Annotated in this window: 18 protein-coding genes; 5 read left to right on the top strand and 13 right to left on the bottom strand. The window is 67.9% G+C overall.

Annotation, left to right across the window (positions count from 1 at the left end; all coding sequences use genetic code 11):
- Nucleotides 1-7: 7 nt before the first annotated feature.
- The 4 genes from hydA to ROY82_00965 form a co-directional block, all read right to left on the bottom strand.
- The gene (hydA, locus tag ROY82_00980; protein MDT3681038.1) at nucleotides 8-1,387 is read right to left on the bottom strand and encodes a dihydropyrimidinase; all 1,380 of its coding nucleotides are present in this window, start codon (nucleotides 1,385-1,387) and stop codon (nucleotides 8-10) included.
- A gap of 69 nt (nucleotides 1,388-1,456) precedes the next feature.
- On the bottom strand, nucleotides 1,457-2,812 hold the full coding sequence (gene preA, locus ROY82_00975) for an NAD-dependent dihydropyrimidine dehydrogenase subunit PreA (protein ID MDT3681037.1): 1,356 nt from the start codon (nucleotides 2,810-2,812) through the stop codon (nucleotides 1,457-1,459).
- Nucleotides 2,805-4,238 carry an NAD(P)-dependent oxidoreductase gene (locus ROY82_00970; protein ID MDT3681036.1) on the bottom strand — a complete coding sequence of 478 codons (1,434 nt, stop codon included), beginning with the start codon at nucleotides 4,236-4,238 and terminating at the stop codon, nucleotides 2,805-2,807. The genes preA and ROY82_00970 overlap by 8 nt, the downstream gene beginning before the upstream one ends.
- Before the next feature lie 115 nt (nucleotides 4,239-4,353).
- Nucleotides 4,354-5,835, bottom strand: coding sequence for a CoA-acylating methylmalonate-semialdehyde dehydrogenase (locus ROY82_00965; GenBank protein ID MDT3681035.1), 1,482 nt, complete (start codon nucleotides 5,833-5,835; stop codon nucleotides 4,354-4,356).
- 181 nt (nucleotides 5,836-6,016) lie between these two features.
- Between ROY82_00965 and ROY82_00960 the strand changes: the two genes are divergently transcribed.
- A complete protein-coding gene (locus ROY82_00960) occupies nucleotides 6,017-7,219 on the top strand; it encodes a PLP-dependent aspartate aminotransferase family protein (protein ID MDT3681034.1) in 1,203 nt (400 codons plus the stop codon).
- Between the two features lie 234 nt (nucleotides 7,220-7,453).
- Here the strand turns inward: ROY82_00960 and ROY82_00955 are convergent, their stop codons facing one another.
- Nucleotides 7,454-7,822 (bottom strand): DUF4342 domain-containing protein, encoded by a 369-nt coding sequence (locus ROY82_00955; protein MDT3681033.1) that lies wholly within the window; start codon nucleotides 7,820-7,822, stop codon nucleotides 7,454-7,456.
- Between the two features lie 185 nt (nucleotides 7,823-8,007).
- Here ROY82_00955 and ROY82_00950 point away from each other — a divergent pair, with 185 nt between their 5' ends.
- Nucleotides 8,008-10,182 carry an AarF/UbiB family protein gene (locus ROY82_00950; GenBank protein ID MDT3681032.1) on the top strand — a complete coding sequence of 725 codons (2,175 nt, stop codon included), beginning with the start codon at nucleotides 8,008-8,010 and terminating at the stop codon, nucleotides 10,180-10,182.
- Nucleotides 10,183-10,185: 3 nt separating this feature from the next.
- On the opposite strand, the gene ROY82_00945 is transcribed toward ROY82_00950, so the two are convergent.
- The 8 genes from ROY82_00945 to ROY82_00910 form a co-directional block, all read right to left on the bottom strand.
- Nucleotides 10,186-10,521, bottom strand: a complete 336-nt coding sequence (locus ROY82_00945) for a hypothetical protein (protein MDT3681031.1) — start codon at nucleotides 10,519-10,521, stop codon at nucleotides 10,186-10,188.
- A 60-nt stretch (nucleotides 10,522-10,581) separates the two neighbouring features.
- On the bottom strand, nucleotides 10,582-12,780 hold the full coding sequence (locus ROY82_00940) for a DUF6351 family protein (protein MDT3681030.1): 2,199 nt from the start codon (nucleotides 12,778-12,780) through the stop codon (nucleotides 10,582-10,584).
- Nucleotides 12,781-12,922: 142 nt separating this feature from the next.
- Nucleotides 12,923-14,140: a M28 family peptidase gene (locus ROY82_00935; protein ID MDT3681029.1), complete on the bottom strand. Its 1,218-nt coding sequence runs from the start codon at nucleotides 14,138-14,140 to the stop codon at nucleotides 12,923-12,925.
- Nucleotides 14,137-14,502 (bottom strand): AzlD domain-containing protein, encoded by a 366-nt coding sequence (locus tag ROY82_00930; GenBank protein MDT3681028.1) that lies wholly within the window; start codon nucleotides 14,500-14,502, stop codon nucleotides 14,137-14,139. The genes ROY82_00935 and ROY82_00930 overlap by 4 nt, the downstream gene beginning before the upstream one ends.
- On the bottom strand, nucleotides 14,499-15,392 hold the full coding sequence (locus tag ROY82_00925) for an AzlC family ABC transporter permease (GenBank protein MDT3681027.1): 894 nt from the start codon (nucleotides 15,390-15,392) through the stop codon (nucleotides 14,499-14,501). Before ROY82_00925 ends, ROY82_00930 begins: the two co-directional genes overlap by 4 nt.
- A 117-nt stretch (nucleotides 15,393-15,509) precedes the next feature.
- Complete coding sequence (locus ROY82_00920) at nucleotides 15,510-18,161, bottom strand: hypothetical protein (protein MDT3681026.1); 2,652 nt, start codon at nucleotides 18,159-18,161, stop codon at nucleotides 15,510-15,512.
- 194 nt (nucleotides 18,162-18,355) lie between these two features.
- Entirely contained in the window at nucleotides 18,356-20,821 is a 2,466-nt protein-coding gene (locus tag ROY82_00915; GenBank protein MDT3681025.1) for a hypothetical protein, read from the bottom strand.
- Nucleotides 20,822-20,909: 88 nt separating this feature from the next.
- On the bottom strand, nucleotides 20,910-21,107 hold the full coding sequence (locus ROY82_00910) for a hypothetical protein (GenBank protein ID MDT3681024.1): 198 nt from the start codon (nucleotides 21,105-21,107) through the stop codon (nucleotides 20,910-20,912).
- Nucleotides 21,108-21,284: 177 nt separating this feature from the next.
- On the opposite strand from ROY82_00910, the gene ROY82_00905 reads away from it, so the two are divergent.
- The 3 genes from ROY82_00905 to ROY82_00895 all read left to right on the top strand — a co-directional run bounded on the left by ROY82_00905 (nucleotide 21,285) and on the right by ROY82_00895 (nucleotide 23,909).
- On the top strand, nucleotides 21,285-21,431 hold the full coding sequence (locus ROY82_00905) for a hypothetical protein (GenBank protein ID MDT3681023.1): 147 nt from the start codon (nucleotides 21,285-21,287) through the stop codon (nucleotides 21,429-21,431).
- Nucleotides 21,432-21,519: 88 nt separating this feature from the next.
- Entirely contained in the window at nucleotides 21,520-22,305 is a 786-nt protein-coding gene (locus ROY82_00900; protein MDT3681022.1) for an EAL domain-containing protein, read from the top strand.
- Nucleotides 22,306-22,634: 329 nt separating this feature from the next.
- Nucleotides 22,635-23,909, top strand: a complete 1,275-nt coding sequence (locus tag ROY82_00895) for a DNA repair exonuclease (protein MDT3681021.1) — start codon at nucleotides 22,635-22,637, stop codon at nucleotides 23,907-23,909.
- Nucleotides 23,910-23,911: the final 2 nt, after the last annotated feature.

Raw genomic sequence — 23,911 nt, 5'->3', positions numbered from 1 at the left:
TGTCTCCCTACTTCGTCGGCGTGCGCCGCAGCAGCTTGCCGCGCCCCGGGTCGCCCACGAACTTGCCGTCTTGGACGGCTACCTGACCACGGACGGTCACCACGCTGGGGCGCCCGTCGATCTCGACGCCCTCGAAACCCGAGTAGTCGACGTTCATGGTCTGAGTCTCGGCGCTGATGCGGCCCCGGAAGGTGGGGTCGTACACCACGAGGTCGGCGTCCGAGCCGACCGCGATCGTGCCCTTTCGGGGGTAGAGGTCGAAGAGTTGAGCGGCGCGGGTGCTGGCCGCACTTACGAAGCGCTCCAGCGAGAGCCGCCCGCGGCTCACGCCGTACGTGTAGAGGAGGTTCACGCGGTCCTCGATGGTGGGTATGCCGTTCGGGATCTTGGTGAAGTCGCCGCGGCCCATGTCCTTCTGACCCTTGAAGTCGAAGGGCGCATGGTCGGTGGCCACCGTGTCGACGAGCCCTGCGTTGAGCGCGTGCCACAGGGGTTCCTGGTTGCGCTTGTCTCTCAATGGTGGCGACATGACGTACTTGGCGCCCTCGAAATCGGGGCGTTCGGCGTACGACTTGTCGAGGACGAGGTGCGGCACCACGCACTCGATGGCGATGTCCACACCGCGCTCCTTGGCCGCCAGGGCCGCCTCGAGCGCCGGAGCGCAGCTGAGGTGCACCACGTAGCCTTTGGCACCGGTGATCTCGAGGAAGGCCGCGAAGTGGCTGGTGCCGTCGGCCTCCACGCGCTCGGGGCGCGATGGCTCGTGCCACTCGGGGCCCGTCTTGCCCGCCGCAAGGAGCTGTGCCTGCAGTTGCGCCACGAGTTCGTCGTTCTCGCAGTGGGCCGTTACCCGGACGCCTAGCTCCTTGGCCAAGGTGAGGGCTTTGAAGAGCTCCTCGTCGTTGACTCCGAAGAAGCCCTTGTAGGCGAGGAAGACCTTGAAAGAGGTCATGCCGTCTTGCACGATCTCGCGCAGTTGCGCCTCGGTCTGGTCGTCGAACTTGGTGACGCCGACGTGGAACGTGTAATCGCAGGCGCTGTTACCCCCGGCCAGCTCGTTCCAGTGGCGGTAGCCCTTCATGAGGTCTTCCTGCCGGTTGGGCGCCATCATCTCGATGAACGTCGTCGTGCCGCCCACCAGTGCGGCCTGGCTGCCCGTGCGGTGGGTGTCCTTGGTGACGGTGCCCATGAACGGCAAGTGAATATGCACGTGTGGGTCGATGAAACCTGGAAATACGTACTTGCCGGTAGCGTCTATCACCTGGGCGCCGGCCGGGGCGTCCAGTTTCTGGCCTATCCGCGTGATGGTCTCGTCCTCGCAATATATGTCCGCCCGCATGCGGGAGGCCGCCGTCACAATCTCGCCGTTCTTGATAAGCAGGCTCACGTTCGTCCTTTCGCGGTTGTCCTGTGGGCCGCGTGAAGGCGCTGCGCGCGCCCTCACGCGGCCCGGTCCTCAGTGGATCTCGATGCCGACTTCCTTGCGGTAGGCGATCATCGCGTCCCAATCGGTGGTCACTTCCGGCCGAGTGCGCGTGAGTTCGTTCCACGTCACGGGCGCGCGCTCGGGCGGCCGCTCGACCATGGTGATGCACGCATCCACGGGGCACACGAGGCTGCAGAGGTCGCAACCCACGCAGTCCTCCTCGCGCACTATCGGCTGGAGCAGGGCGCTGCCCGTGTAGGTAGCTGGATCCACGCGCACGCCGTCGGCCGTCAGGTCTATGCACTGGTGTGCGCCCTCGTCGCAGGCCACGTAGCAGAGGTTGCACTGGATGCACTTGTCCTCGTCGATGACGGCCACCGACTTGAACGAGAGGTCGAAGTCGCCGAAGTTGCTGATGCGGCTTACCGACGCGCCCACGACCTCACCGAGCGAGGCGGCGCCCTTGTCGTCAAGCCAGTTGGACAGCCCGTCACACAGTTCGTGGATGATCCGGAAGCCGTAATGCATGACGGCCGTGCAGACCTGGAGGCTGGTCGAACCCAGGAGGACGAACTCGGCCGCGTCGCGCCACGTCTCGATGCCGCCCATGCCCGAGATCGGGATACCGGCAGCCTGGTACTTGGGGTCCGCAGCCACCTGCGAGAGCAGGTGCAGTGCGATGGGGCGAGCCGCAGGCCCCGCGTAACCGCCGTGGCTGCCCTTGCCGCCCACGTTGGGCCTCAACTCGAAGCTGTCGAGGTCGACGCCGGCGATCGAGTTGATGGTGTTGATGAGTGAGATGCCGTCGGCGCCGGCGTTGATGGCCGCGTGAGCCGGCGGCACGATGTTGGTGACGTTGGGAGTGAGCTTCACGATCACGGGGATGCTCGCGGCCGCGGTCACCCAACCGGTGATCATCTCGCAGTACTCGGGCACCTGTCCGACGGCGGCACCCATGCCGCGCTCGCTCATGCCGTGCGGGCAGCCGTAGTTGAGCTCGATGCCGTCGGCACCCGTGTCCTCGATCTGCTGCACGACCTGCTTCCAGGCCGCCTCGTTGCTGGAGACCATGGCCGAGACGATCACGGCCCTGTCGGGCCAAAGCTTCTTGACCTCGCGGATCTCGCGCAGGTTCACTTCGATGGGGCGGTCGGAGATGAGTTCGACGTTGTTGATGGCCACGAGACGGTTGCCGGCGTACTCGAAGGCGCCGTAACGGTTGCAGACGTTAAGGACGGGGTCGCCGATCGTCTTCCACACGGCGCCGCCCCAACCGTACTCGAAGGCCTTGTTGATCTGATAGGCGGAGTTGGTCGGCGGGGCCGACGCGAGCCAGAAGGGGTTCGGGCTCTTTATCCCCGCGAAGTCGGTAGTCAGGTCAGCCATGGATCCTCCCGAACTCGTTGACTGTCTCGTGAAGGAAACGGCCGCGGGTGGCGCCCGGGGCGCTCTCGGGCTCGGGCAGGCCGAGCTGCTTGGCGATGGCGCGGGCGACGATCTTGCCGTCCTCTGCCGCCGTGACGGTGAGGGCGTGGCCGGTTGCGCGCACGCAGTCGCCGGCGCCGAACACCTTGGGGTTGCTGGTGCGCAGCTCGTCGTCGGTCTTCACGTAACCACCAACGTGGTCGACACCCACCGCGTCGTAGAGCGCGATGAGCTTCTCCTGCCCGATCGCCTTGATGACCTGATCGGCGGGAAGCAGGAACTCGCTGCCGGGAACGGTCTCCGGCCGGCGCCGACCGTCCTCGTCTGGCTCGCCCAGGCGCGTGCGCACGCAGCGCACGGCCCTTAGTCTGCCGTTCTCCCCGATGAACTCCACGGGCTGGGTCTGGAACCTGATGTCGACGCCTTCGCTGCGGACGAAGTCGACCTCGAAGTCGTACGCGCCCATCTCCTCGCGGCTGCGGCGGTAGAGCATGGTCACGCGCTCGGCGCCCAAGCGCTTGGCGACCGTGGCGGCGTCGATGGCGGTGTTGCCGGCACCCACCACGATGACCTCGTTGCCGACCTCGATGGCGTTCAGGGCCTCCAGGCCGTCCTTGTCGGCCATCTTGGTTGCCGCGATGAACGGCAGGGCCTCGACGACGCCCCGTAGGTCCTCGCCCGGAACGTCCAGGTCGGGCACGCGGCCGGTGCCGGCGGCCAATACCACGGCGTCGTAATCGTTGAGCAGCTGCTGGGCGGTGACGTCGCGCCCTATCTCTACCCCGGTGCGAACCTCGACCCCGAGCTTCCTTACGAACTCGACCTCGTCCAGGGCCACCTGGGTGGGCTCGCGGAAGACGACGATGCCGTAGGTGGAGAGGCCGCCGCCCAGCTCCTTACGCTCGAAGACGGTGGCCCGAACGCCGCGCTTGGCCAGCTCGCCGGCGGCGCTTAGGCCCGCCGGGCCCGCGCCGATGACGGCCACGCTCTTGCCCGTGTCGGGCCCGGGCTCGAACACCGGGATGTCGTTGTCGAAGACGAAGTCGGTGGCGTAGCGCTGCAGCCGGCCGATGGCGATGGGGCGGTGTTCCCGTCCGAGCACGCAGGCGCCGACGCAGAGCTCGTCCACCGGGCAAACGCGGCCGCACGAGTGACCCATGAGGTTCGACTCGAGGATGGTCGTAGCGGCGCCCAGCAGGTTGTCGTTGGCTATCTGGCGGATGAAGGTGGGAACGTCGATGCTCGTGGGGCACGCCTTTATGCAGGGGGCGTCGAAGCAGTACAGGCAGCGGTCGGCCTCCACGGTGGCTTCGTTCTTCGTGTAGCGCGGATAGGTCTCGGAGAAAGAGTCCTGTAGCTGCGCCAGCGACAACTCGTGTTGCTCCATGCTCCTCCTGGGACTCCGCCGGCGTAGGGCGCCGGCAGTGTGTTACGGGGCCGACTAGGTTTAGATAGCGTCCGCGGCCGCCTCCCTACTGCGACCGCGAACGTGCTCGATCAACTCAGAAGGTGCGGCTCCAGCTCTCGGGCCACCGCTCGATGACGATCTTCGTTTGCGTGTAGAACTCGATTCCGTGCGCTCCCTGCGCGTGCAAGTCACCGAAGAAGCTGTCGCTCCAACCGCTGAACGGGAAGAACGCCATGGGCGCCGCGACCCCTAAGTTGATGCCGATGTTGCCGGCTATCGCCTGGTGCCGGAACTGGCGGGCGGCGCTGCCGGAGCTGGTGAAGATGGAGGCTTGGTTGCCGAAGGCGCGGTCGTTGACCCAGCTGATGGCCTCGTCGAGGCTCGAGGCGTGCATCATCGACAGCACGGGGCCGAAGACCTCGGTCTTGGCGAGCTCACTGCCGGGGGCCACGTCATCGAGCACCGTCGGGTGCATGAAGTAACCGTCTCGGAAGCCGTCCACCGCGGCCTCAGCGCCGCCCGTCAGCAGGCGGGCGCCCTGGCTGACGCCCTTGTCGATCAGGCCGGCTATGCGGCTGCGTGACTCCGCGGAGATGACGGGGCCCATCTCCACGCCCTTCTCGAGGCCGTACCCGACCTTGCGCTGCTCGGCTGCCGCCACCAGGCGCTCGGTGAACTCCTTACGCGCGTCGCCCACCGTGATGGCGACCGAGGTGGCGAGGCAACGCTGGCCGGCGCAACCGAACGCGGAGTCGGTCAGGATGCGCGTGGCCATCGTCATCTCGGCGTCGGGCATTATGACGGCGGGGTTCTTGGCCCCTCCCTGGCACTGGGCCCGCTTGCCGTTCGCGGTGGCGCGGGAGTAGATGTAGCGCGCGACGGGCGTAGAGCCCACGAAGGAGATGGCCTTGACGTCGGGGTGGTCCAGGATCGCGTCGACCGTCTCCTTGCCACCGTTGACCAGCCCCACCACGCCGGGCGGGAAGCCGGCCTCCTCGAGGAGGCGGAACAGCAGCTGGGTGGTCATGGGCACTTTCTCGCTCGGCTTGAGCAGGAAGCAGTTGCCAGTCGCCACGGCGTAAGGCAGGAACCACAGCGGGATCATGCCCGGGAAGTTGAACGGCGTGATGGCCGCCACCACGCCGAGCGGCTGGCGGATCATGTGCTCGTCGATGCCGTGGGCGATGTCTTCGTTGTTGGTGCCCTGCATCATGTAAGGCGTGCCGCAGGCCACCTCGACGTTCTCAACGCCGCGCGCCATCTCGCCCATGCTCTCCGCGTAGGTCTTGCCGGCCTCGTTGGTGATGGTGCGGCCGAGTTCGTCAGCGTTCGCGATGAGCAACTCGCGCAGCTTGAATAGCGGCTTGATCCGGTCGACCACGGGCGTTTCGCGCCACGCCTTGTACGCCGCCACGCCGGCCTTCACCGCTTCGTCGACCTCGTCCTTGGCGCTCATGGGCACGCGCGCGATCGTCGCGGCAGTGGCGGGGTTGTGTACGTCTTGATGCGTGCCGGACCGCGAACGCTGCCATTCGCCGCCGACGTAGTTGAGAAGCTCCTGTGCCGTATCGATCATCTTCGAGCCACCGTCCCTGCGTATAGATATAGAGGTGTACGGGTTCCGCCGTCACCATTGTTCGGTGGCGGCATTCTACGCCTACGCCCCGGCGCTTGGCAAAGGGCCGAGGCGCACGCGCCGTGCACTCGTGCTTCCTGGACGGACGTTCGGTGGCCGGCGGGCCGTTTAGACTTGAGGCATGAACGATAACGGGACGGGGCGAGGGTTCGCCACGCGTGCCGTGCGCGCCGGACAGCATGCGGATCCGCTGACCAAGGCGCACGCCACGCCCATCTACCAGACCAGCACGTTCGTGCTGGGCGACATGGCCCGGGGCGCCGCGATCTTCGCGGGCGAAGCCGAGGGCAACGTCTACTCGCGGATCGGCAATCCCACGGTGAGGGCCGTGGAGGAGAAGGTCGCCGCCCTCGAGGGCGCCGAGGAGGGCGTGGCCTTCGCGTCCGGCATGGGCGCAATCTCGGCCGCGTTCTTGAGCCTATTGAAACAGGGTGACGAGGTGCTGCTGCTGGGACCGCTGTATGGCGGCACGCGCGGCATGCTCACCGACCTGCTGCCGCGGTTCGGCGTCACTTCACGGGCGGTGGACGACGCGGAGCTCGAGGCCGCGGTGGGTCCGAACACCCGCATGATCTACGTGGAGTCGCCCACCAACCCCGACCTGCGCGTCCACGACCTGTCGCTGGTCGGGCGGGTCGCCGCCACGCACGGCCTCATCAGCGTGGCCGACAACACGTTCGCCACCCCCTACCTGACGCGGCCCATCGAGCACGGGATCGACATCGTGGTGCACTCCGCCACCAAGTACCTTGGTGGACACGGCGACCTGCTGGGCGGCGTGATGGTCGGTCCGGCCGAGCTCCTTCACGAGGTTCGCATGGAGGGCCTGCGCCACCTTGGGGCCGCTCTGGACCCGCAGGCGGCGTACCTCTTGCTGCGCGGCATGCGCACGCTTCACTTGCGCATGGAGGCTCACTGCAGCAACGCCCGCGCGGTGGCCGAGGCGCTTCGCGGCCGGCCGGGCGTTTCGCGGGTCCACTATCCGGGGTTCGAGGATCATCCTGGTCACGCCGTAGCGGCCGGCCAGATGAGTGACTTCGGCGGCATGGTCTCGCTCGAGTTGGAGGGCGGCCTGCCTGCGGCGGCCGCGTTCCTCGAGTCCTTGCGGCTCTTCGACCACGCGGTATCGCTCGGCGACGTTGCCTCCTTGGCGTGCCACCCGGCCTCGACGACCCACCAGCTTCTGCCCCAGGAGCTGCTCGCCGCCGAGGGCGTCACCGATGGCCTCGTGCGCCTCTCGGTGGGCATCGAGGCAGCCGAGGACCTGGTGGCCGACGTGCTGCGCGCGGCCACCGTTGCAGCCGGGGTTGCGGTACCTGGCTGAGCAGACCGGAGCCCGGCGGCGCCAGGACCGCGGGCGCCGTTAGCGTCGGCGGGTCGGCAGCAGGACCAAGAGACTTGGCCGCCCGTCGGGGGCTCGCGCACCCGGCATCCGCCCTTCCTGCATCCTGGTGTCGGGCACCCGCGCGTCCGGCACCCGCGCGTCGGGCACCCGCGCGTCCGGCACCCGCGCATCTTCCGTGGTCAGTCTCGCTTCGGGCTCGGCCCAGTTACTGACTCAGGCTTGCGGCTGCTCCTCGTCTTGCACCACGCGCTCGACGGAGATCGTCAGGTGCGCGACCATCGCGGCTATCGCGCCCACCGCCGCCCAGACGGGCAGCAGCACGGTGCCGATGACCCCGATCGTGAGCGGGATCTCTATGAGCGCTTTACCGTCGTCGTTCTTAATGACGATGCGGCGCACGTTGCCCTCTCGCACGAGCTCCTTGACCTTGGAAACGACCGCCTCGCCGGATACGCGGAACTCCTCCGTAGTGGTGCGGCCGTCCCTGGTCCGCGACTCGCTGCTGCCGGCGGTGCCGGCACCGGACCCGTGGTCGGCTCCCTGGCCGCCGCCGTTCTCGTTGCTGCCTGTGGCCTCGTTCATGACTACCTCCTTGACAACAGGTTAGGTCGGGGAACGCCTTGGCGCATCCGCCGTTCGGATGACTCGCGACCCTCGTTACCTGATCCGCAGCCGAAGCCGACACGGCCCCTGAGGCGTCCGAGGGGCGGTTACCGGCGACGCACCGCGCGCGAGGTGCCAATATTGGGCATGCCGGTGCGCAGCCGATGATCTATTTCCTGGTGAGACTACTCGTCTACACGCTCTCCGCTGCGGTGGTGCTGAACGTCGTGCCGGGCCTACTGGCGCGCGGCAGCGACGCTCCGGCGGCGGCGTTGCCGCCACTGCTCGCCTACTTGTTGGTGGGCCTCGTCTTCGGCGCGCTCCACTCCTTCGTGCGCCCCGTCATGCTCGTGTTCACCGGCCGCCTCTACATCTGGTCACTGGGCCTCATCGCCATGGTCGTCGACGTCCTCATCTTCTTAGGTCTAAGCTACCTGGCGCGAGAGGGCTGGGCGGACCCCCTGGGGCGCCTGACGACGGCCTTCATGGGTGCGGTGCTGATGGGCGTGCTCGTGTTCGTGCTCGACGCCATCGTCGGCTTCGACAGCCCCCGCAAGCCAGCCGAGTCCCGGGCCTCGCCGGCTTACTGGCGCTGGCTCGAGCGCCTGCCGGGCGGGGAGCGCAACCGCCTGGTGGAGAACCTGCGCACGGTGCAACTGATCGCCATCTTGCGCTCGTACCTGATAGACATAGCGCTCGGCTACACGTTCCTGGGGCCCGTCCGCAACTTCATGAAGCGCATCCTCTACCGCTTGAGGCCGCGCCTGGTCGAGGGAAGCGCGGCCGTGAAGTTGCGCCTCATGCTCCAGGAACTGGGGCCGACCTTCGTGAAGTTCGGGCAGCTGGTGGCGAGCCGTATCGAGGTGCTGCCGCCAACCTGGCGCGCGGAGCTCGAGACGCTCGAGGATCACGTGCGGCCGTTCACGTTCGCGGAGGCCTCTGCGCTCGTGGAGCGCGACCTCAAGATGCCCCTCTCCAAAGCCTTCGCCACGTTCGATCCCACCCCGCTGGCCGCCGCGTCCATGGGCCAGGTGCACGCGGCCACTTTGCCCGACGGGACGTCGGTAGTGGTCAAGGTGCTGCGCCCCAACATCGAAGTGCAGGTGCGCGGCGACCTGAACGTGTTGCGAGACCTCATCGCGACCCTCGAGGCGCGGCTTGGGCGGGTGCGCCGCTTGGGGCTCTCGCCGCTGTTCGACGAGTTCGCGGACTTGGTCGTCGACGAGCTCGACTTCGACAACGAGGCGTATCAGGCCGAGCAGCTCAGGCACAACCTGAAGGAGTTCCCGTTCGTGCACGTGCCGGCGGTTTATGGCGACTGGTCGAGCCGCCGGGTCCTGACGCTCGAGCGAGTCTCTGGCAAGAAGATCACGGACGTCACCGCCCTCGGCCTGGACGAGCGTGGGCGGCGCAAGTTGGCGCTTCAGTTCTTCGAGGTGCTCTTGCAGCAGGTCGTGCTTGACGGCTTCTTCCACGCGGACCTGCATGGCGGCAACGTCTGGTACGACCGCCAGCAGGGGCAGATCGTGTTCCTCGACATGGGCCAGGTGGGCCAGCTCGCGCGCGGCGACCGCGTTCGGTTGGCGCAACTCATCTGGGCGCTACACGACCGCGCCGCCGGCCCCACCGCGCGGGTGTTGCTTTCCGTGTGTCAACCGAACGTTTCGGTCGATTCGGCGGCGCTGGAGCGCGACGTGCGGCGCCTGCTCAACCGCCACCTCCTACTGCACCCCACGAACCCCGACGTCGGCGAGCTCCTGAGCGAGCTGGTGACGCTGCTCATGCGCCACGGGCTGAGGCTGCGGCGCGAGTTCACGCTGGCGTTCAAGGCCATGGGCCAGGGCGAGGGCATCATGCGCACGCTGATGGGTGGCGAGGAGGCGGACGAGGTGGTGGACATCGCCTACCGCACGCTGCGCGACCTGGTCCTCAGGCGCCTCGACCCGCGTAAGTTCGTGCCCGACGTCCTCGAGCCGTGGACGCGCGAGGCCATCGGCCGTGTACCGAACCTCGTGGGGGCGGCGCTCAACCTGCTGGAGGACTTCGAGCATGGCCGCACCGCCCTGCAGATGGACGTGGGAAACCTGACCTACCGTCTCGAGTCGGTGGAGCGCGGTTTCGAGCGGGGCTTCAGGCGCATGGTGCTGAGCATCTCGCTGGTGGGCCTCATGCTGGCGTCGGCGCTGGTCGTTGGAGCCCCGCTCACCGAGATAACCTTGCCGGCGGAACGCATCATCATCCGCATAGCCGCCATCGTCGGCGTGACCGTCAGCGCGGTCTCGACGGTGTTGGTGCTGGCCGGAGTGATCTTGCCACGCCGGCCGCCTCGCCGGAACTAGGCCTCAGGCGGCGCGGTCGGTCACCTCGGCCAGCGTGATGAGCACCGCTGCGGGTTCGTCCGACTCGTTGCAGGGCCGCACCATCAGCTCACCGGAGAAGCTGAACAACTCGTGCGTCTTGAGTGGGTAGCTTGCGCCCTCCAACACGACGCATGCCTCCCCCGCCATGCACTGGATGGTCACGGTGCAACCGGGGTGGTTGTGGACCGGCATGGCTTGGCCCGGTCCCATCGTCAGGTGGAGGATCGTCAAGCCGGGTTCTTTGACGAGAACCCGCCTGCTCGGGCCCGAGGGGTCGGGCACGAAGCAGGCGGCGAGGTCGTGGCGAGTGAGTGTCATGCCGGCCAGCATCTCACGTGTTTCAACAGCGCGACATTGACCTAGGTGATTGAAGTCGCTCTAGTACTTGCACACTCCCGTCGGGAAGATGGCCTCGAGCCGCGCCACTTGCGCGTCGGTCGGGCGCCAGTCGCCGTAGACGCCGGAAGCGACGGCGGCGCGCACGGGCTGCAGGTCGCACTTGTAGGCGTCACCCGTGAAGGGCGCGCCGGCCTGCGTGCGCGACGTGCCGTAGATCTTGTAGCGCTCCGCGCAGGGGCCGGCCCGGTGGTCGTCGATGATGCCCCACCAGGCGTCGGCGCCCGCGTACTGCAACTCACCATCGGCCGCGAAGCAGGAGTCGACGGCCCGCGCGGGTCGCGCCTCGGCCACGCTCATGCCGGGGTACTTCTCGAGGTTGGCCATCCATTGATCGATGACTTGGAACGCCTGTAGGGTCGGGTCGTAGCGGGGCTCGCCGGGCACCGCGTCGACGAACCAGATGACCTGGTTGCCCTCGGGAGAGCCGTTGCGCTTTATACGCTCGCGGATGACGAACGACTGCCTGGTGTTATGCATGTCCAGCTCACGCTCGAGGTAGTGCCTCACGTCGATGGTGGGCAGGTTCAGCTCGCCACGGAAGTAGAGTCCACTGCTCAGCACGGCGTCGATGGCTCCCGGGTCGGCGGCGGTGCGCGGGGCGGGTGTGAGGCCGTCCGGGCTCAGGTTCATGTTGCGCGAGCTCCACGGGTCGAACTGCGTGGGGTCGTCGCACAGCTGCTCGATGAACGGGCAGCCCTCCTGGACCATCTCGGACTGGTCCTTCCAGCCCCCCACGAACGCGTTGAGGTCGAGGAACTCCGCGGGCGTGATCTGGCCCTGGTTCAGGGCGACGAGGCCGTACTGCACCCCGACGTTGTCCCATGTGCTGCGCGCGTAGCCGTCGGCCCGGCGCCCGTAGACCTGCACGGCGTCCTCGAAGTGAGTCCAGTCGACGGCGGCCTGCTGTTCGGCCGTGATGCCGGGGGCAGTGCCGAAGTGGGGGTTCAGGGCGAGGGGGCTGAGGCCCCGCCAGCCGTTGATGCATTCGGTGAGGCCCGGTTCGCCACCGAAGTAGGGGTTGGGGATGTCGTCCCAGGCTGCCATGCCTTCGAGGATGGTGCGGTTGCTCCACGTGGCCCACTTGGAGTCGGGGTCTTGAGCCACCTTGGCGTCCATCCAGCGCTCCAGAAGCTCGCAGTCGCCAACGTGGATGGTCTGGGTCACCATGTCGGGGTACGGGTATTGCGGGATCAGCGCGTCAAGGAGGCCGGGAAGGTTCTGGCCGTAGATGTACTGCTGGATCCCCCCGCCGGAGCCGCCGAGACCGACCGTGTAGTCGGGGACGCCGTACGCGCTGACGAAGCGGTCCTTGACCATCAGCGCCGTCTCGCCGCCCACGATCAGGTTGTAGTGCACGTCCGTCTTGGTCCCGGTGGAGTAGGCGATGGCGTAACCGAGGCCTAAGTAGGTCGGGTTGAGCATGTAGCCCCGGCTCGGGCTTCCCTGATAGTGGCCCACGCCGACGCCGCCCTGGAACTGATAGATGAGGCGACGGTTCCAAGCGCTGAGGTCGGGCGTGGCGGCGTCTTGGCCGTTGGGCGAGAGCATGGCGATGGAGTAGATGAAGCGGTCGAGGGTGCCCCGCTCCCAGCGCACGATGGCGTCGACGTCACGGCCGTCGGGCAGCGTCACGGTGGCCATGTCGTCGGGCCGCGCCGCGCCGGCGTCGTAGGGCAGGAAGTCGTCGGCGGCGGTGGACCAGTACAAGAAGTCGACGCGCGTCTCCATGGAGCAGTCGTCGTCGAGGATGTCGCCAAGTGCGGCCCTGTCGCGGTGGCTCTCGGTGGCGCAGAAGAACGGCTCCTGCTGGGGTCCGGAAAACATGGCGTCCGTGCTTCGGTGGTTGGTCAGCGTCAGCCGATCCTTGTACAGCCCCGCCAGGACGGTGATCACCGTGTCACCCAGCGGCAGGCCGCTGACGAGACCCTCGAGTGCGTGACCCTTGCGGTAGGGAGCGAAGTCGGCCGTGACGTCCTTCGTGCCTTGCCAGACGCTCACGGCGCTCAGCTCTACGCCCTGGGGCACCTCGATCAGGAGGCGGGCGTCGCCGCCCGTCACGTACTCGGGTGGCCCGGAGGGGACCGTGATGACGAGCCGTTCGGCCGCCGCGGCCCCAGCCAGCAGCAGCGCAAGCAAGAGAGTGACGAACCGTTTACGTGCGAGAGGACTTCCGCGCATGTTTCCCGCCTTTCCATTCAACGTTTCGAGGCTGCATTATAGCCCGGCGTGCCCTCGGGTCCGGGGTGGCACTCGGCTGGAACCGGTCGGGGTCGAGACCGGCGAGGCTACGGCCGACATGGCGGTGGCGGGCGTGTCACCGTCAGCCGCGGATACGGGCATCCAGACTCCCGAGCAGCCGCCAGACGAACTCCTCGGTGCGCGAAACGGTCCCGGGGTCAACGTTTTTGAGCACGTCACTCACCTGGTGCCAATCGGGGATGACGCTTCCGGGAGTCAGGCCGACGAACGATAGGGAGGGCACACCGTTCGCCATGAAACAGGTGGCGTCCGTGTGCAGCGTGGTGTAGGGCTGCGAGTAGGCCTCGAGCTCGGGGTTCGCAACGCGGATCTCCTCGGCAATCGCGAAGAGTTCGGGTGACGGCCTCAAGGGGAACACCATGCCCTCCAGGCTCGTGTAGCACACGCCCACTCCGCGCCCACCTACGTTGTCGACGCTGATGGCGAAAGCGCCCTCGAGCAGGTCCGGATGCCTGACTATGAAGGCCTTGGAGCCCACCGACCCCACCTCTTCGCAGCCGCTTGCCAGGACCAAGACCTCCGTGTGCTGCAGGGGTTCTCGCGCCAGGCGCTGTGCCAAGCTCAACACCACCCCGACGCCGCTGGCGTTGTCGTTGGCGCCCGCCGTATGCGGAGTCGTGTCGGGCTGAAGCGTGAGCGCCAGCACGACCAGGTGGACGGGGGCGAGGCACAGCGCCACCCAGACCAACCAAGACCAGCCCGTGGCTGCGTACGCCAGGCAGACCAGCGCCGTGATGACGAACGCCGCCACCCCGAGGGCCGTGACCGTGCTGAAGAGCCGCAGGCGCCAGGGCCTCATGAAGACCCAGGGGGTGCGGTGCGTGTCGAGGTGGGCGACGAGCACGACCCGCGCCGTGGCGGCCGCGGCGCGGGTCACCGCAGGTATCACCGCCCACACGTTCTGGCTCGTGCCCTTGCGCACGAACGGCCGCAGCAGGTTGGGCCGGAAGTACATCTCGAGGAAGACCGAGGCGGTCGTGGCGAGCATGACCAAGCCGAGGAGCGCGGCCAACCAACGACCGCCGGCAAGGCCCGGTGAAAGCAGCAGCAGCACGGTGACCACCAAGGCAACGGTCGCGCCCAGCGCGAACGGCCGCCAACCCGAGACGGGCGAGGTGAACTCCTCGAGGCGGGGCTCGAGACCCGCGCCTCGCATGACGGCCGCGGCGTACTCCGCCGCCTGCCGCTCGGAGGGCGTCGTCGACCCCCGCGGACCGATGGTCTCCGCCAGATGTTTCACGTGGGTCATCGCGCTGTTGTCTTCGGCCTGAGGGCTCACGTCAACCACCACGTTACGCCGTAGACGAGCGCTCCCGTCAGGGTCGCGACGGCGACGTCCTTGCACCACCGGAACGTGGCGGCCGTGGCAAGAGCTCCGAGCACGGCCGCTATGGCGGCGCGTGCCTCGGCCGGGCTCGGCCCAGCTGCGATCACGCCGCGGGCGAACGGCACCAGGTAGGGCTCGAGCGAGGCCGCGAGCAGCGCAGCCACGGCGGCCACGCCGACGCTTCCGAGGAAAGCGCCGAGCGGTCCTGCGAAGCGCCCGCGCGTACGCCCCGCGCCCAAGCGCGTTGGCAGGTAGCGGAACAGGTAAGTTCCGACGCCCACGACGGCGCAGACCGCCACCAGTTCGAGGCTCAAGGCGCGCCGCCCGCACTGGGGCCGGCAGAACGTTCACCCCGGGCCGAGGACAGGACGCCGGCCAACCCGCCCGCCAGCATGCCCACTAAGATCCCTGTGCTGGGAGAGGCCAGCGCCGATCCGAGCGCGAACGCCGCCACCGCGACCACGGCCGCCGCCAGGTGCCGCCCCTCGAACATGGCAAGCAGGAGCGCAAGGAAGAGGGCGGGCAGCAGGAACCCGAGGGCCGCGTCGATGGCCGGCCAGCGCTCGAAGGCCCCAGCGCCCAAGACCGCGCCTAATGTCGTGCCCCCGACCCAAGCAAGGTAGGCCCCGAGGCCCAGACCCGTCTGCCACGCTTCGCTCCAGTTCAGCCTTCGCCCCGCGACCCTACCAAGGGCGCCGGCGAACACCTCGTCGGTGAGGCCGAAGGCCCACAACCACGACCAGCGCGTGGGCGGCCAGTCGGCGCGGGCCTCCCCACGTGCGCGGAGGTCGGCGCGGGTACGGGGTGGCACACGCAAGTCGGCGAGGGTCGCGTCAGGCGCGTCGAACGCGGCGCTGGTTAGGCGAGGGGCGCGGGGGTCGGCTAGGCGAGGGGCGCGGAGGTCGGCTAGGCGACGCAACCCCTCCAGCAGGGCGGGCGCGTAGAGCACGTGACGGGCATTCATGGCCAGGAGCGAGATCGCGGTGAGCGCCGGGGACGCCCCTCCCGCCAGCAACGCCAGGGCGAGAAACTGGCTGGCGCCTGCGTAGATGACTATCGACATGAACGCGGCCTCTGGCAGGGAGAACCCCGCCTTGGCGGCCGCCACGCCGAACGAGACGGCGACCGGGAAGTAGGCGAGGGCTACTGGCGCGCTGGCCAACAGGCCCCTCCCGAAGCGCGCGGCAGTGCCCCTCGGCTCCATGGGACATGAGCCTAACGCAGGGTGGTCACGCTGCCTCGCCTGCGCCCGACGCCGGCCACGGCATCGCGCGCGGACCGGGCCCGCGCGCGATGGGATGGAACTAGGTTGCCTCGAACCTCAGGGCAAGGTGATCGGATTCAGTAGGATGCTGCCCCCCTGTGCCACGGTGTCACCGCTGAGGGTGACGTAGGTGGTCACCGTGGCGGCGCTCGTGTTCGTGCCCCACTGGTTGTTGCGGGCGTCGATCGCGCTCTTCACGTTGAAAAGCTCGGCGGCTTTCGGCGCCGCGTCGATGGGGAAGTCGAAGACGTTGTCCTCGACCGTGGCCGTGATGCCCCAGGCCGTTGTGGCTTGGTCGGCGACGTAGAGCGCGCGGCTGAAGTTGGTGAAAGTGTTGCCGCTGGCGGCGACCGTGATGGGTGCGCCGCTGGTGGCAAACGCGAGCGCGACGGCGGAGGGAGCCGGCGTGCCGTTGACGGTGAACTCGTTGCCTGTCACGACAGTGTTCCCGACACCGGAGACAAACAGGCCGTAGGCGATCGGGTCCTCGCAAGTGACAACGTTCGCATCGACCGTCAGATCGCTCGAGGAGCCGCCTGACACTATCCAGTAGCCGTCCTCTAGTTGGATGTCGTTCGCGGAGACCACGCCGACGTCAGCCGCCGTCACCTGGAACGTCGCCTCCGTAGCTACCTGATTGGAGGCCATGGTCAACTCGCCGGCGCTGAACAGCGTCAGCAAGCTCGAGCCGCCGTTACCGCTAGTAGTCATGGTGTTGCCCGTAACCGTGAAGGTGTCCACGAGTGGGTCGGCACCGGTGCATATCAGGAACACCACGGCGGGGTTGACCGCAGTTATGTCCTCGGCCTCGAAAGTGTTCCCGGCCATCTCGCAAGACCCACCGTTCAACTGTGAGATGACCGCAGGTGACCCTGCACCGACGGCCGAGATGGTGTTACCTGCCAGCACGGCGGTAGTTCCCGACAGGTCTGGCGCCACGAAAACGATCGTCCCGTCAGCCGAGACGACATTATCCTCCAAACTCAACTGGCCCGTAGCGCCGGCGATCAACTGTAAGAGGCCGTCGTTCTCGCCGTCTCCCGCGGTCAACGTGTTGTGGCTCGCTGAAAGGAAGCCCGGGCTCGAACTGCCGCTCAGGTCGACCACGAGCGTAGCCGTGGCAGCCATAGTGTTGCCCTCGAGCCTGACGACGTCTGCGAGCGACCCGCCGCCTCCGGTGTAGACATAGATCTCACCGGAGCGGAAGTTGACGGGATCTTCACTCTTGAACACGCCCGCTCGCACGTCGCCGTTGCCCGCGAGCGTGATGTCACCCTCGCCGTTAAAGCTCTGTTGCGTGATTATGACCGTCGCGTCGTGCGAGCGGATGAGGACGTTATCGGTCAGGCTGATTGGCGCGAACTGCGTCTCGAAGATCATGAACCCGTTTACGGTGCCGTCGGCCAGGTTGCCGTCGAGCGCCTCGATGGTGCTGCCGACGAACTCTATGAATCCACCAGTGGGATCCGTGCCGCCGCCAAAGAAGGCGCTTGCGGCCCCGACGACATCGATCATCCCGTCGGCCGCACGAACCGTGGAGCCGTTCACCTTCATCCCAGCCTCAGCCAAGAGATAGACGTTGGTCGCCGACTCTACTGTCGAGTCCTGCACCGTTAGCGTCCCCCCATACGACCCGACCCAAGCCAGGTCCGAGGTGACGTCGACCCGCTCGAGCGTCACATTGCGGCCGGAGAACAGGGCCACTGTGCTGTCTCCGGCATCGATGGTGACGTCGGTCAGTGTGATGTCGAGCGTGGGGATCAAGAACATCGGAAAGCCGAAGGACCCGCCGCCCAAGACATCCGAGTAGCTGACGTTTTGCAAGGTAATCTTCGGCGTCGAAAGGCCGGCGGGCTCGAGTGCGACCTCGGGTGCGTGAGCCAACGCCTTGGCAGTGAATACCCGGGGTGCCCTGGTGGTCGTGGTGAGCGCTCCCGGCGATGAGACGACGTCAACCGGGGATCCGAGTTCGGAGAACGTCTCCGTGCTCCAAGCATCGGTCATCCCGGACGGCTGTGGTGGGGAGATGGTGCGGGTCACCATGGCCTCGTTCAACGGCATGGCAGTAAGCATGTTCGAACTGAGCGTCGCGAGTGTCTTGACCGCGTTGCCGTGGAAGAAGGCGATGAAGTCGCCTTCGATCGCGAGATCCGCGATCGTCACGGTCGCGCCCCAATCGGACAGGACGATAGCACCGCCGGTATTTGACAGCTTGACCGTCGTCTGGGTCTCACCGCGACCGTAAAGCCCGTGGTTGTCGAGGAGCAGTTCGTCGGTCTCCGCGCTGAGGTCGTACGTCTGCGCCTGCAGCAGGACGGCCGTGCCCTTGTCGAGCCCGTCCAGGAAAGCCTGAAGGCCGCTCGCGGTACCACTGTACTCCGCGCCTACGAAGAACGGGGAGAAGTCGTCCGTGCCGTCGGCCGTCTCTACCACGACGTCCTGCCAGCCGTCCAGCGTGCCGCTTGCCACCGTGGCCTCTATCTTGTCGTTGGCCCAACTGCTGACGACGGCTTCGACGCCTCCGACCATGAGCTTGCCGCTGGTGCCGAAGTCGGCACCGTCGACTACGATGGCGCCACCGCGAGGAGCGACCGCCGGCGTGACCGCACTGATGGTGGGTTTAGGCGGCACTGGAGGAGTGGTTGGCCCCCCACAGGCGGCCAACACGGCCACTAGCAGAGTGGCCAGCAGGATTCTGGCGTACGACATGCAGTACCTCCCGAGCTTGGTGTTTACCGTCGGATTCTAGGGGGGCCGAAAGGTGCGTGCAATGACAAACCGGACACACCTCCGGCCATGAGCACCCGACCACCTCTTGTTAGCGCTCCCGAGCACTTGTCAATCAGCCGCGCTGATCTGGTGCGCTGCCTCGTGCCATGGGGCGACCTTCTTCGGTGCCAGCATCAGCCCGCCTGATAGGCCTCCCGCAGCCGCCTTACTCGCGCCCGCGCCACCGTGAGCCGCGGGTCGCTCGGCAACAGCACTTCCGCAGCCCCCTCCCAACACTCGAGGTCGTCCGCCAAGCGCTCGGCCAGGGAGAAGAGCGCATCGGCGTCGCGCGCCTCGAGCGCCGCCTGGCGCAGTTCCTCTTCCAGGTTGAGCCGTTCCTCGACCAAGCCGGGCGCCTGGCTCTGGGGCACGAGGGCGCTCCTATACAAAGCGACCGCCTGCCGCACCTCGCGCTTGGCGAGGTGGGCGCGCAGCTCGAGCAGGTCCGAGGAGAACGGGACGGCGAAGCGGTAGGGCGCGTCGCTCACCGGCAAGAACTTGCGCATGCGGGTCATCATGGCGCGCATGCCGCTCTTCGTGAACGGCTCCTGGCCGTCGGGCACGAGGTAGTCGTTGAGTGCCTCGAGGGCGATCCCATCCGGGTTGGCCACCAGGGCGGCGGTCACCTCCGCCAGTCGCTGCGGGAGCGGGTTGCTCTTGCCCTCGTAACGCGCCACCGGCTCTCCCAGGAGCTCCAGGCGCAGGCTCGCCTGGGGCTTGGAGACGCTGCTCCAGACCGCCGCGAAGAGCTCTTCGGGACCACTAGCGACCCTTAGCGCCGTGATCGAGGCGCTCGACACGAGGGCCAAGGTGTCTCGCGGCAGGTTGGCCCCGCCGCCTTCGGCGGCAAGCAGGTAGTGAAGGACCGCGCTCAACCGGTGCTCGGCGGCGAGGTCCGGGGCCAGCACCGCGTCGAGCAGGTCCTCAGCGGCGCCCTCTGCCTGCGAGACCGCGCCGACCATGCCGCGCGCGAGGCGCGCGACGGTCCACTCGTAACCGCGCGACTGCTCGGCCAGCCCCACCACGTCTTCCGCCACGCGCCTTGCCTCGTCGAGCCTGCCGAGCTCGAGCAGCACGCGAACCAGCAGTTGACCGTGGATGGCGCGCGCGCGCCTGGGGCTAGCGTGGTAATTGGCCAACGCCAGCTCCAGCGCGGCCCGTGGGTCGGATTCGGCCAGCTCCAGGGCCGCCAAGGTGCCGCGCAACAACATGGACAGCTGTGGCAGGTTGCCCTCGGCAAGCGCCTGGGCGTTCTCGAGCACGCCACGCATGCCCACGAGGTCACCGCTCATGATGTTGGCCATCGCCAGGTCGTTCACGACCTGGAGCCGCCTGGCGCCGTCGACGACGTCTCCCCTGTCGAAGACGTCGAGCGTCCACCGCGCCCAACGGGCGGCCTGAGCGTAGTCCCCCATGCGGCCGAGGCGCGCGACGAGCATGCCGGCGTTACGCACCAGGTCGTAGGGTCCCCCCACGTCGTCGGCCAGTTGCACGGACTCCCGGAGGACCTTGAGAGCCTCGTCGGGGTCGGGATGGAGGCGACCGTACTGCCACAGGGTCAGGGGCGTCCGGCGCGCCTCGACTGCCTGCTTGGCCAACTCGAACCCCTGCTGAAGCGGCAGCGCGCCGGCGCGGCGGGCCCTCAGCTCCGGCGCCACGTGAACGGCGAGGTAGGAGTCGACGTCCGCCAGCACGTCCGCCACGTCGGCTGCGGCAAAGCCCGCCACCAGGCGCCATTCCAACACCCTCTCCGAGCGCGAGTACTCCTCGGGAAGCGCCGAGAGGAGCAGGTGCAAGCGGAGCAACAGTCCGTCCTCCTGGAAACGCGGCCCAGCCTGCCTGAGGAGATCGTCCACCAACTCGGGGGCCTTGAGTGTGGCCAGTTCCAGTGCCGCCACGTACTCACCCTCGCGCCGCAGGGCCTGGATCGCCAACGGCGCCTCCACGAGCCGCGCGTCCTGGGGGTCGACGAGGGCGCCGGCCGGGCTGGGAACCGTTGGAGCAGGGATACCCGCCAGGTCGTTCCCCCGCCTGAGCAGCTCGGTTATGCGGCCGTCGGCCACGTGCCACAGGGCCTCTACCTGCCCGGTCGGTACCGCCCGAGGCACGAGCAGCTCCGCCTCCTCGAGCGACACGCGCAACTCGTCGGGGCCCAGGACCGTCGGGGTCCGGGGCAGCGAGTTCCGGGGCCGCCCGCCGGAGGGCGTCGCCTCACCTCGCAGGTCCAGCAGGACCCTGAACCCGCCCCCGTGGAGTTGGAGCAGGTCATCCAGTAGCGGTTCGTCAACGAGCTCGGTCGTCATGGCGAGCCACAGCGGCCCGATGTCTGCGGCGTGGTGCCGCATGGCGGCCAGATGTGCCTTGTACGGCAGCGCCGCCCCGAGCAGGCGGGTACCTATGGCGTCGTCGACGGCGCGCGCGAGCGCGTTGCCCTGCGCCACCGAGTCGCCGACGGCGCCGCGCCCGACCTCGAACCAAGCGACCGGGTGGCGGCCCCTCAACGCCTCGATGAGGAAGGGCGTCCCGTAGGCTTCGCCGCCCGTCAGGACGACCGGGCGGTCCGACCCCTCGATGGCGCTGACGAGGCGCGGGAGCCACATGGCTTCAGGATAGCCACTGATCGGCTCGCCTAGCGGGAGGCGCTAGGCGTTTGCCCGGCAACGTGGCCGAACGTAACGGCCTTGGGGTCTAGTGGCTAGCGGAGGAAGGCTGCTTGCCCACCGCCATACCGGCGAGTTGGGCGCTCAGTGCGAAGGGGAAGTCGGCCTGACGCTGCAGTTTGGCGACGGCTTCGATAAGCGTGGTGTTGCGCAGCAGGACCTTGTCACCGACGAACGTGAACGAGGTGGTGGCCTGCAGTTGGCGCAGGGCTAGTTCTTGATCCATAGGCAATCCCATCCTCTTCTCTCATTGTTGTTGTGCCCAGTTGCCAGGCGCTATGGCCCTGATGCTAGGCGCTGCCGCGCTTCGCCACCGCTTCACTCGACGGCGCCGGCCGGTGAAGCGCCTTTGAAGCGCACCTTCGATTAACTTCACTACAACGTCACGGAGGTGTTCCCCACCATGCGCAACCTTAAGAAGATCGCCGCCGCTCTCCTCGTTACCCTCGCAGTCTCCGGCCTCGCGGCCGGCAGTTTCGCCGCCTACTCGCCGTCCAGCGCCGTTTTCGCAGGCACCAGCAACCTGCCCGGCGAGTGGGACGTCGGCTGAGCCACCTGCCATGGTCGTCGCTGCCGGCTTGACCACGCTCGACCGGGCGCCCGATCTACCGCAGCGGCAAGCGCTTCCCTTTCCCCCGATGAGCCCAGAACTCGACGACCTCCAGCACTTCTATCAACCCATCGCCTCCCTTGGGGCCGCTCCGGCCGGTTGGTCCGAGGCGCTCGTGCGCTGGCGGCTGGCCGACGGCACCGTTCGGGGTCCGCTCGACATCCTGCCTTACTGGCTGGCGCCGGGCCGTAGGGAGGCGTTCACCCACTTCACCCTCCTGCGCGCGGCGCAAGCACTGGCCACGAATCCCGGCGTGAGCATGTCCATCAACCTCACTCCCGGCCAGCTTCTGCTCCCGGTGACGCTGTGCACGGTGACCGGGATGCTGGAGAGCGTGACGAGGCGGCTCTACGTCGAGGTGGTGGAGGCGCAACCCGAGGAGTCGCCGGCACTGGCACGCCAGCTTGCCGTCCTCAGGGAGCGCTGCGGGGCAGTCTTGCTCGACGACGTCACGCCCACCGACCTGGACGGCCGCTTACGCTTCGGCACTCCGGTGGACGGCGTGAAACTCGACCGCAGCGTAGTTCGCGCGGCTCTCTACTCGGAGGGGGTGTTGCGAGACGGCGCCCAGGAGTTCATCCAAAGGGCGCGGGATCGTTTCGAGTTCGTGGTGGCCGAGGGGGTCGAGGATGCGTCCGCATGCGAGGCACTGAAGGCACTTGGCGCGAGCCACGTGCAAGGCTTCGGGATCGCCAAACCCGAAGCCGAGCTGCGGACGTCGGTGACGATCACGAGCGATCGTCACCATGCCGAACGGCAGGTGGGAACGAAGCTTCCCGCCATTGCCGGACGAACGGCTCAAGCCCCTAGCTGAGGGCGTCGGCGTTTCCTCCTGCGCCGACGCCACTAGGGCAAGCCGCCGTTATGAATCGAGCCGGCCTGGCTACAAGGTAGCCGCTCCGCTCGAGGGGTCAAAGAGAGAGAAGTCGCAGCGCCATCAGGTGCATGCGACGCACGCGGGCCGGGGGGTCCAGGTTGGGGTGAGGGTCACGTTGGGCACGTGACCCTCACCCCATTCTCGAGGCGCCGCGTGCGGGTCACGCGAACGCAGACCACCCCGTTCCGTTGCGGGCCCAAGGTGAAGATCCCGCGTAGGCCACGCGAGCGCGGGCTATCCTCCGAGGGAACCAGATCGTTGGGATCTTGCCTGAAAGGGACGACTTGACGCGCTTCAGCTTTGCTCACCTCGCCGACCTCCACTTGGACACGCCGTTCCAGGGCCTGCGCAACCGGAACCCGGAGTTGGCGGCGGCGCTCGAAGGTGCGTCACTGGATGCCTGGGACCGCGCGGTGGACGCATGCTTGGATGCGGGCGTCGACTTCGTGGTGATGGCCGGCGACGTCTACGACGGCGAGGACGCCGGCGCACGTGCTCAGCTCCGCTTCCGCGACGGGCTCGCTCGCCTTAGCGCGGCGGGCGTCCCGAGCTTCGTGGTGCACGGGAACCACGACCCGCGGGGTGGGCGCTGGTCTGCCGTCAAGGCGTGGCCGGACGGCGTGACCATCTTCGGCCACGACGAGGTGACGAGCGTCCCCGTCATCCGTGCCGGAGAGGAACTGGCGCTCGTCCACGGCATCTCTTATGCCACCCCTCAGGTGACCGAGAACCTCGCCGCGCGCTTCCACCGAGACTCGGCTTTCGCCGGCTTCCAGTTGGGCCTACTGCACGCGAACGTCGACGGGCGCGGCGGCCACGCGAACTACGCGCCCGCCACGCTGGCGGACCTGCGGGCGTCGGGCCTCGACTATTGGGCTCTCGGCCACGTGCACGCCCGGACGATCCTAAGCGCCGAGCGGCCCCTAGCCGCCTACCCCGGCAACCTTCAGGCCCGCCATCCCAACGAGACGGGCGAGAAGGGTTTCCTGCTGGTCGACGTCGTGGACGGCGTTGCGACTGAGAGCTTCGTGCCGGTAGGCCTGGTGCGCTTCGAGAGCGTAAGCCTGGACATCGGCGAGCTGGGCGACCTGGAGGATGTCCAGGACGAGCTCATGAAGGCGGCGCTCACCCCGGCCGAGCGAGCCCTCGTCCTGAGAGCCGAGCTGCGCGGCTCGGGCCCCAGCCACGCCGACCTGGCCAAGGCGGGCGAGGACGGGCTCGTCGAGTACCTGCGCGACGTCGCGCCGGCTCGCGTGTGGTGGGACGATGCCCGTCTGCTCACCCGCCCGGCACTTGACCGCGAGGCCCGCCTTCGGGCCGGAGACTTCGTGGCCGACCTGCTGCGAGTGAGCGACGCAGGGCGCCAGTCTGCAGCGCAGGCCGTTGAGCAGTTGGTCGAGGAGCTCGCCCGCCACCCCCAACTGAGGGCGGTGGCCGACCAACTCGACCTCGAGGATCTGGTGGCGGACGCCGAGGGAGTCTGGGACGAGGCAGAGACCTTGGCCTACGACCTGATAGACGCCGGCCTGGTCGAGGGCTGAGG

This window comes from Truepera sp., assembly GCA_032027045.1.
Lineage (GTDB): Bacteria > Deinococcota > Deinococci > Deinococcales > Trueperaceae > JAAYYF01.
This window is presented reverse-complemented; position numbering and strand designations above follow the sequence as displayed.

What these genes read in the sequence shown, in the direction of transcription:
- preA (MDT3681037.1), bottom strand. Translation starts at nt 2,812, where the DNA reads ATGGCTGACCTGACTACCGACTTCGCGGGGATAAAGAGCCCGAACCCC.
- ROY82_00970 (MDT3681036.1), bottom strand. Translation starts at nt 4,238, where the DNA reads ATGGAGCAACACGAGTTGTCGCTGGCGCAGCTACAGGACTCTTTCTCC.
- ROY82_00965 (MDT3681035.1), bottom strand. Translation starts at nt 5,835, where the DNA reads ATGATCGATACGGCACAGGAGCTTCTCAACTACGTCGGCGGCGAATGG.
- ROY82_00960 (MDT3681034.1), top strand. Translation starts at nt 6,017, where the DNA reads ATGAACGATAACGGGACGGGGCGAGGGTTCGCCACGCGTGCCGTGCGC.
- ROY82_00955 (MDT3681033.1), bottom strand. Translation starts at nt 7,822, where the DNA reads ATGAACGAGGCCACAGGCAGCAACGAGAACGGCGGCGGCCAGGGAGCC.
- ROY82_00950 (MDT3681032.1), top strand. Translation starts at nt 8,008, where the DNA reads ATGATCTATTTCCTGGTGAGACTACTCGTCTACACGCTCTCCGCTGCG.
- ROY82_00945 (MDT3681031.1), bottom strand. Translation starts at nt 10,521, where the DNA reads ATGACACTCACTCGCCACGACCTCGCCGCCTGCTTCGTGCCCGACCCC.
- ROY82_00940 (MDT3681030.1), bottom strand. Translation starts at nt 12,780, where the DNA reads ATGCGCGGAAGTCCTCTCGCACGTAAACGGTTCGTCACTCTCTTGCTT.
- ROY82_00925 (MDT3681027.1), bottom strand. Translation starts at nt 15,392, where the DNA reads ATGGAGCCGAGGGGCACTGCCGCGCGCTTCGGGAGGGGCCTGTTGGCC.
- ROY82_00920 (MDT3681026.1), bottom strand. Translation starts at nt 18,161, where the DNA reads ATGTCGTACGCCAGAATCCTGCTGGCCACTCTGCTAGTGGCCGTGTTG.
- ROY82_00915 (MDT3681025.1), bottom strand. Translation starts at nt 20,821, where the DNA reads ATGTGGCTCCCGCGCCTCGTCAGCGCCATCGAGGGGTCGGACCGCCCG.
- ROY82_00910 (MDT3681024.1), bottom strand. Translation starts at nt 21,107, where the DNA reads ATGGATCAAGAACTAGCCCTGCGCCAACTGCAGGCCACCACCTCGTTC.
- ROY82_00905 (MDT3681023.1), top strand. Translation starts at nt 21,285, where the DNA reads ATGCGCAACCTTAAGAAGATCGCCGCCGCTCTCCTCGTTACCCTCGCA.
- ROY82_00900 (MDT3681022.1), top strand. Translation starts at nt 21,520, where the DNA reads ATGAGCCCAGAACTCGACGACCTCCAGCACTTCTATCAACCCATCGCC.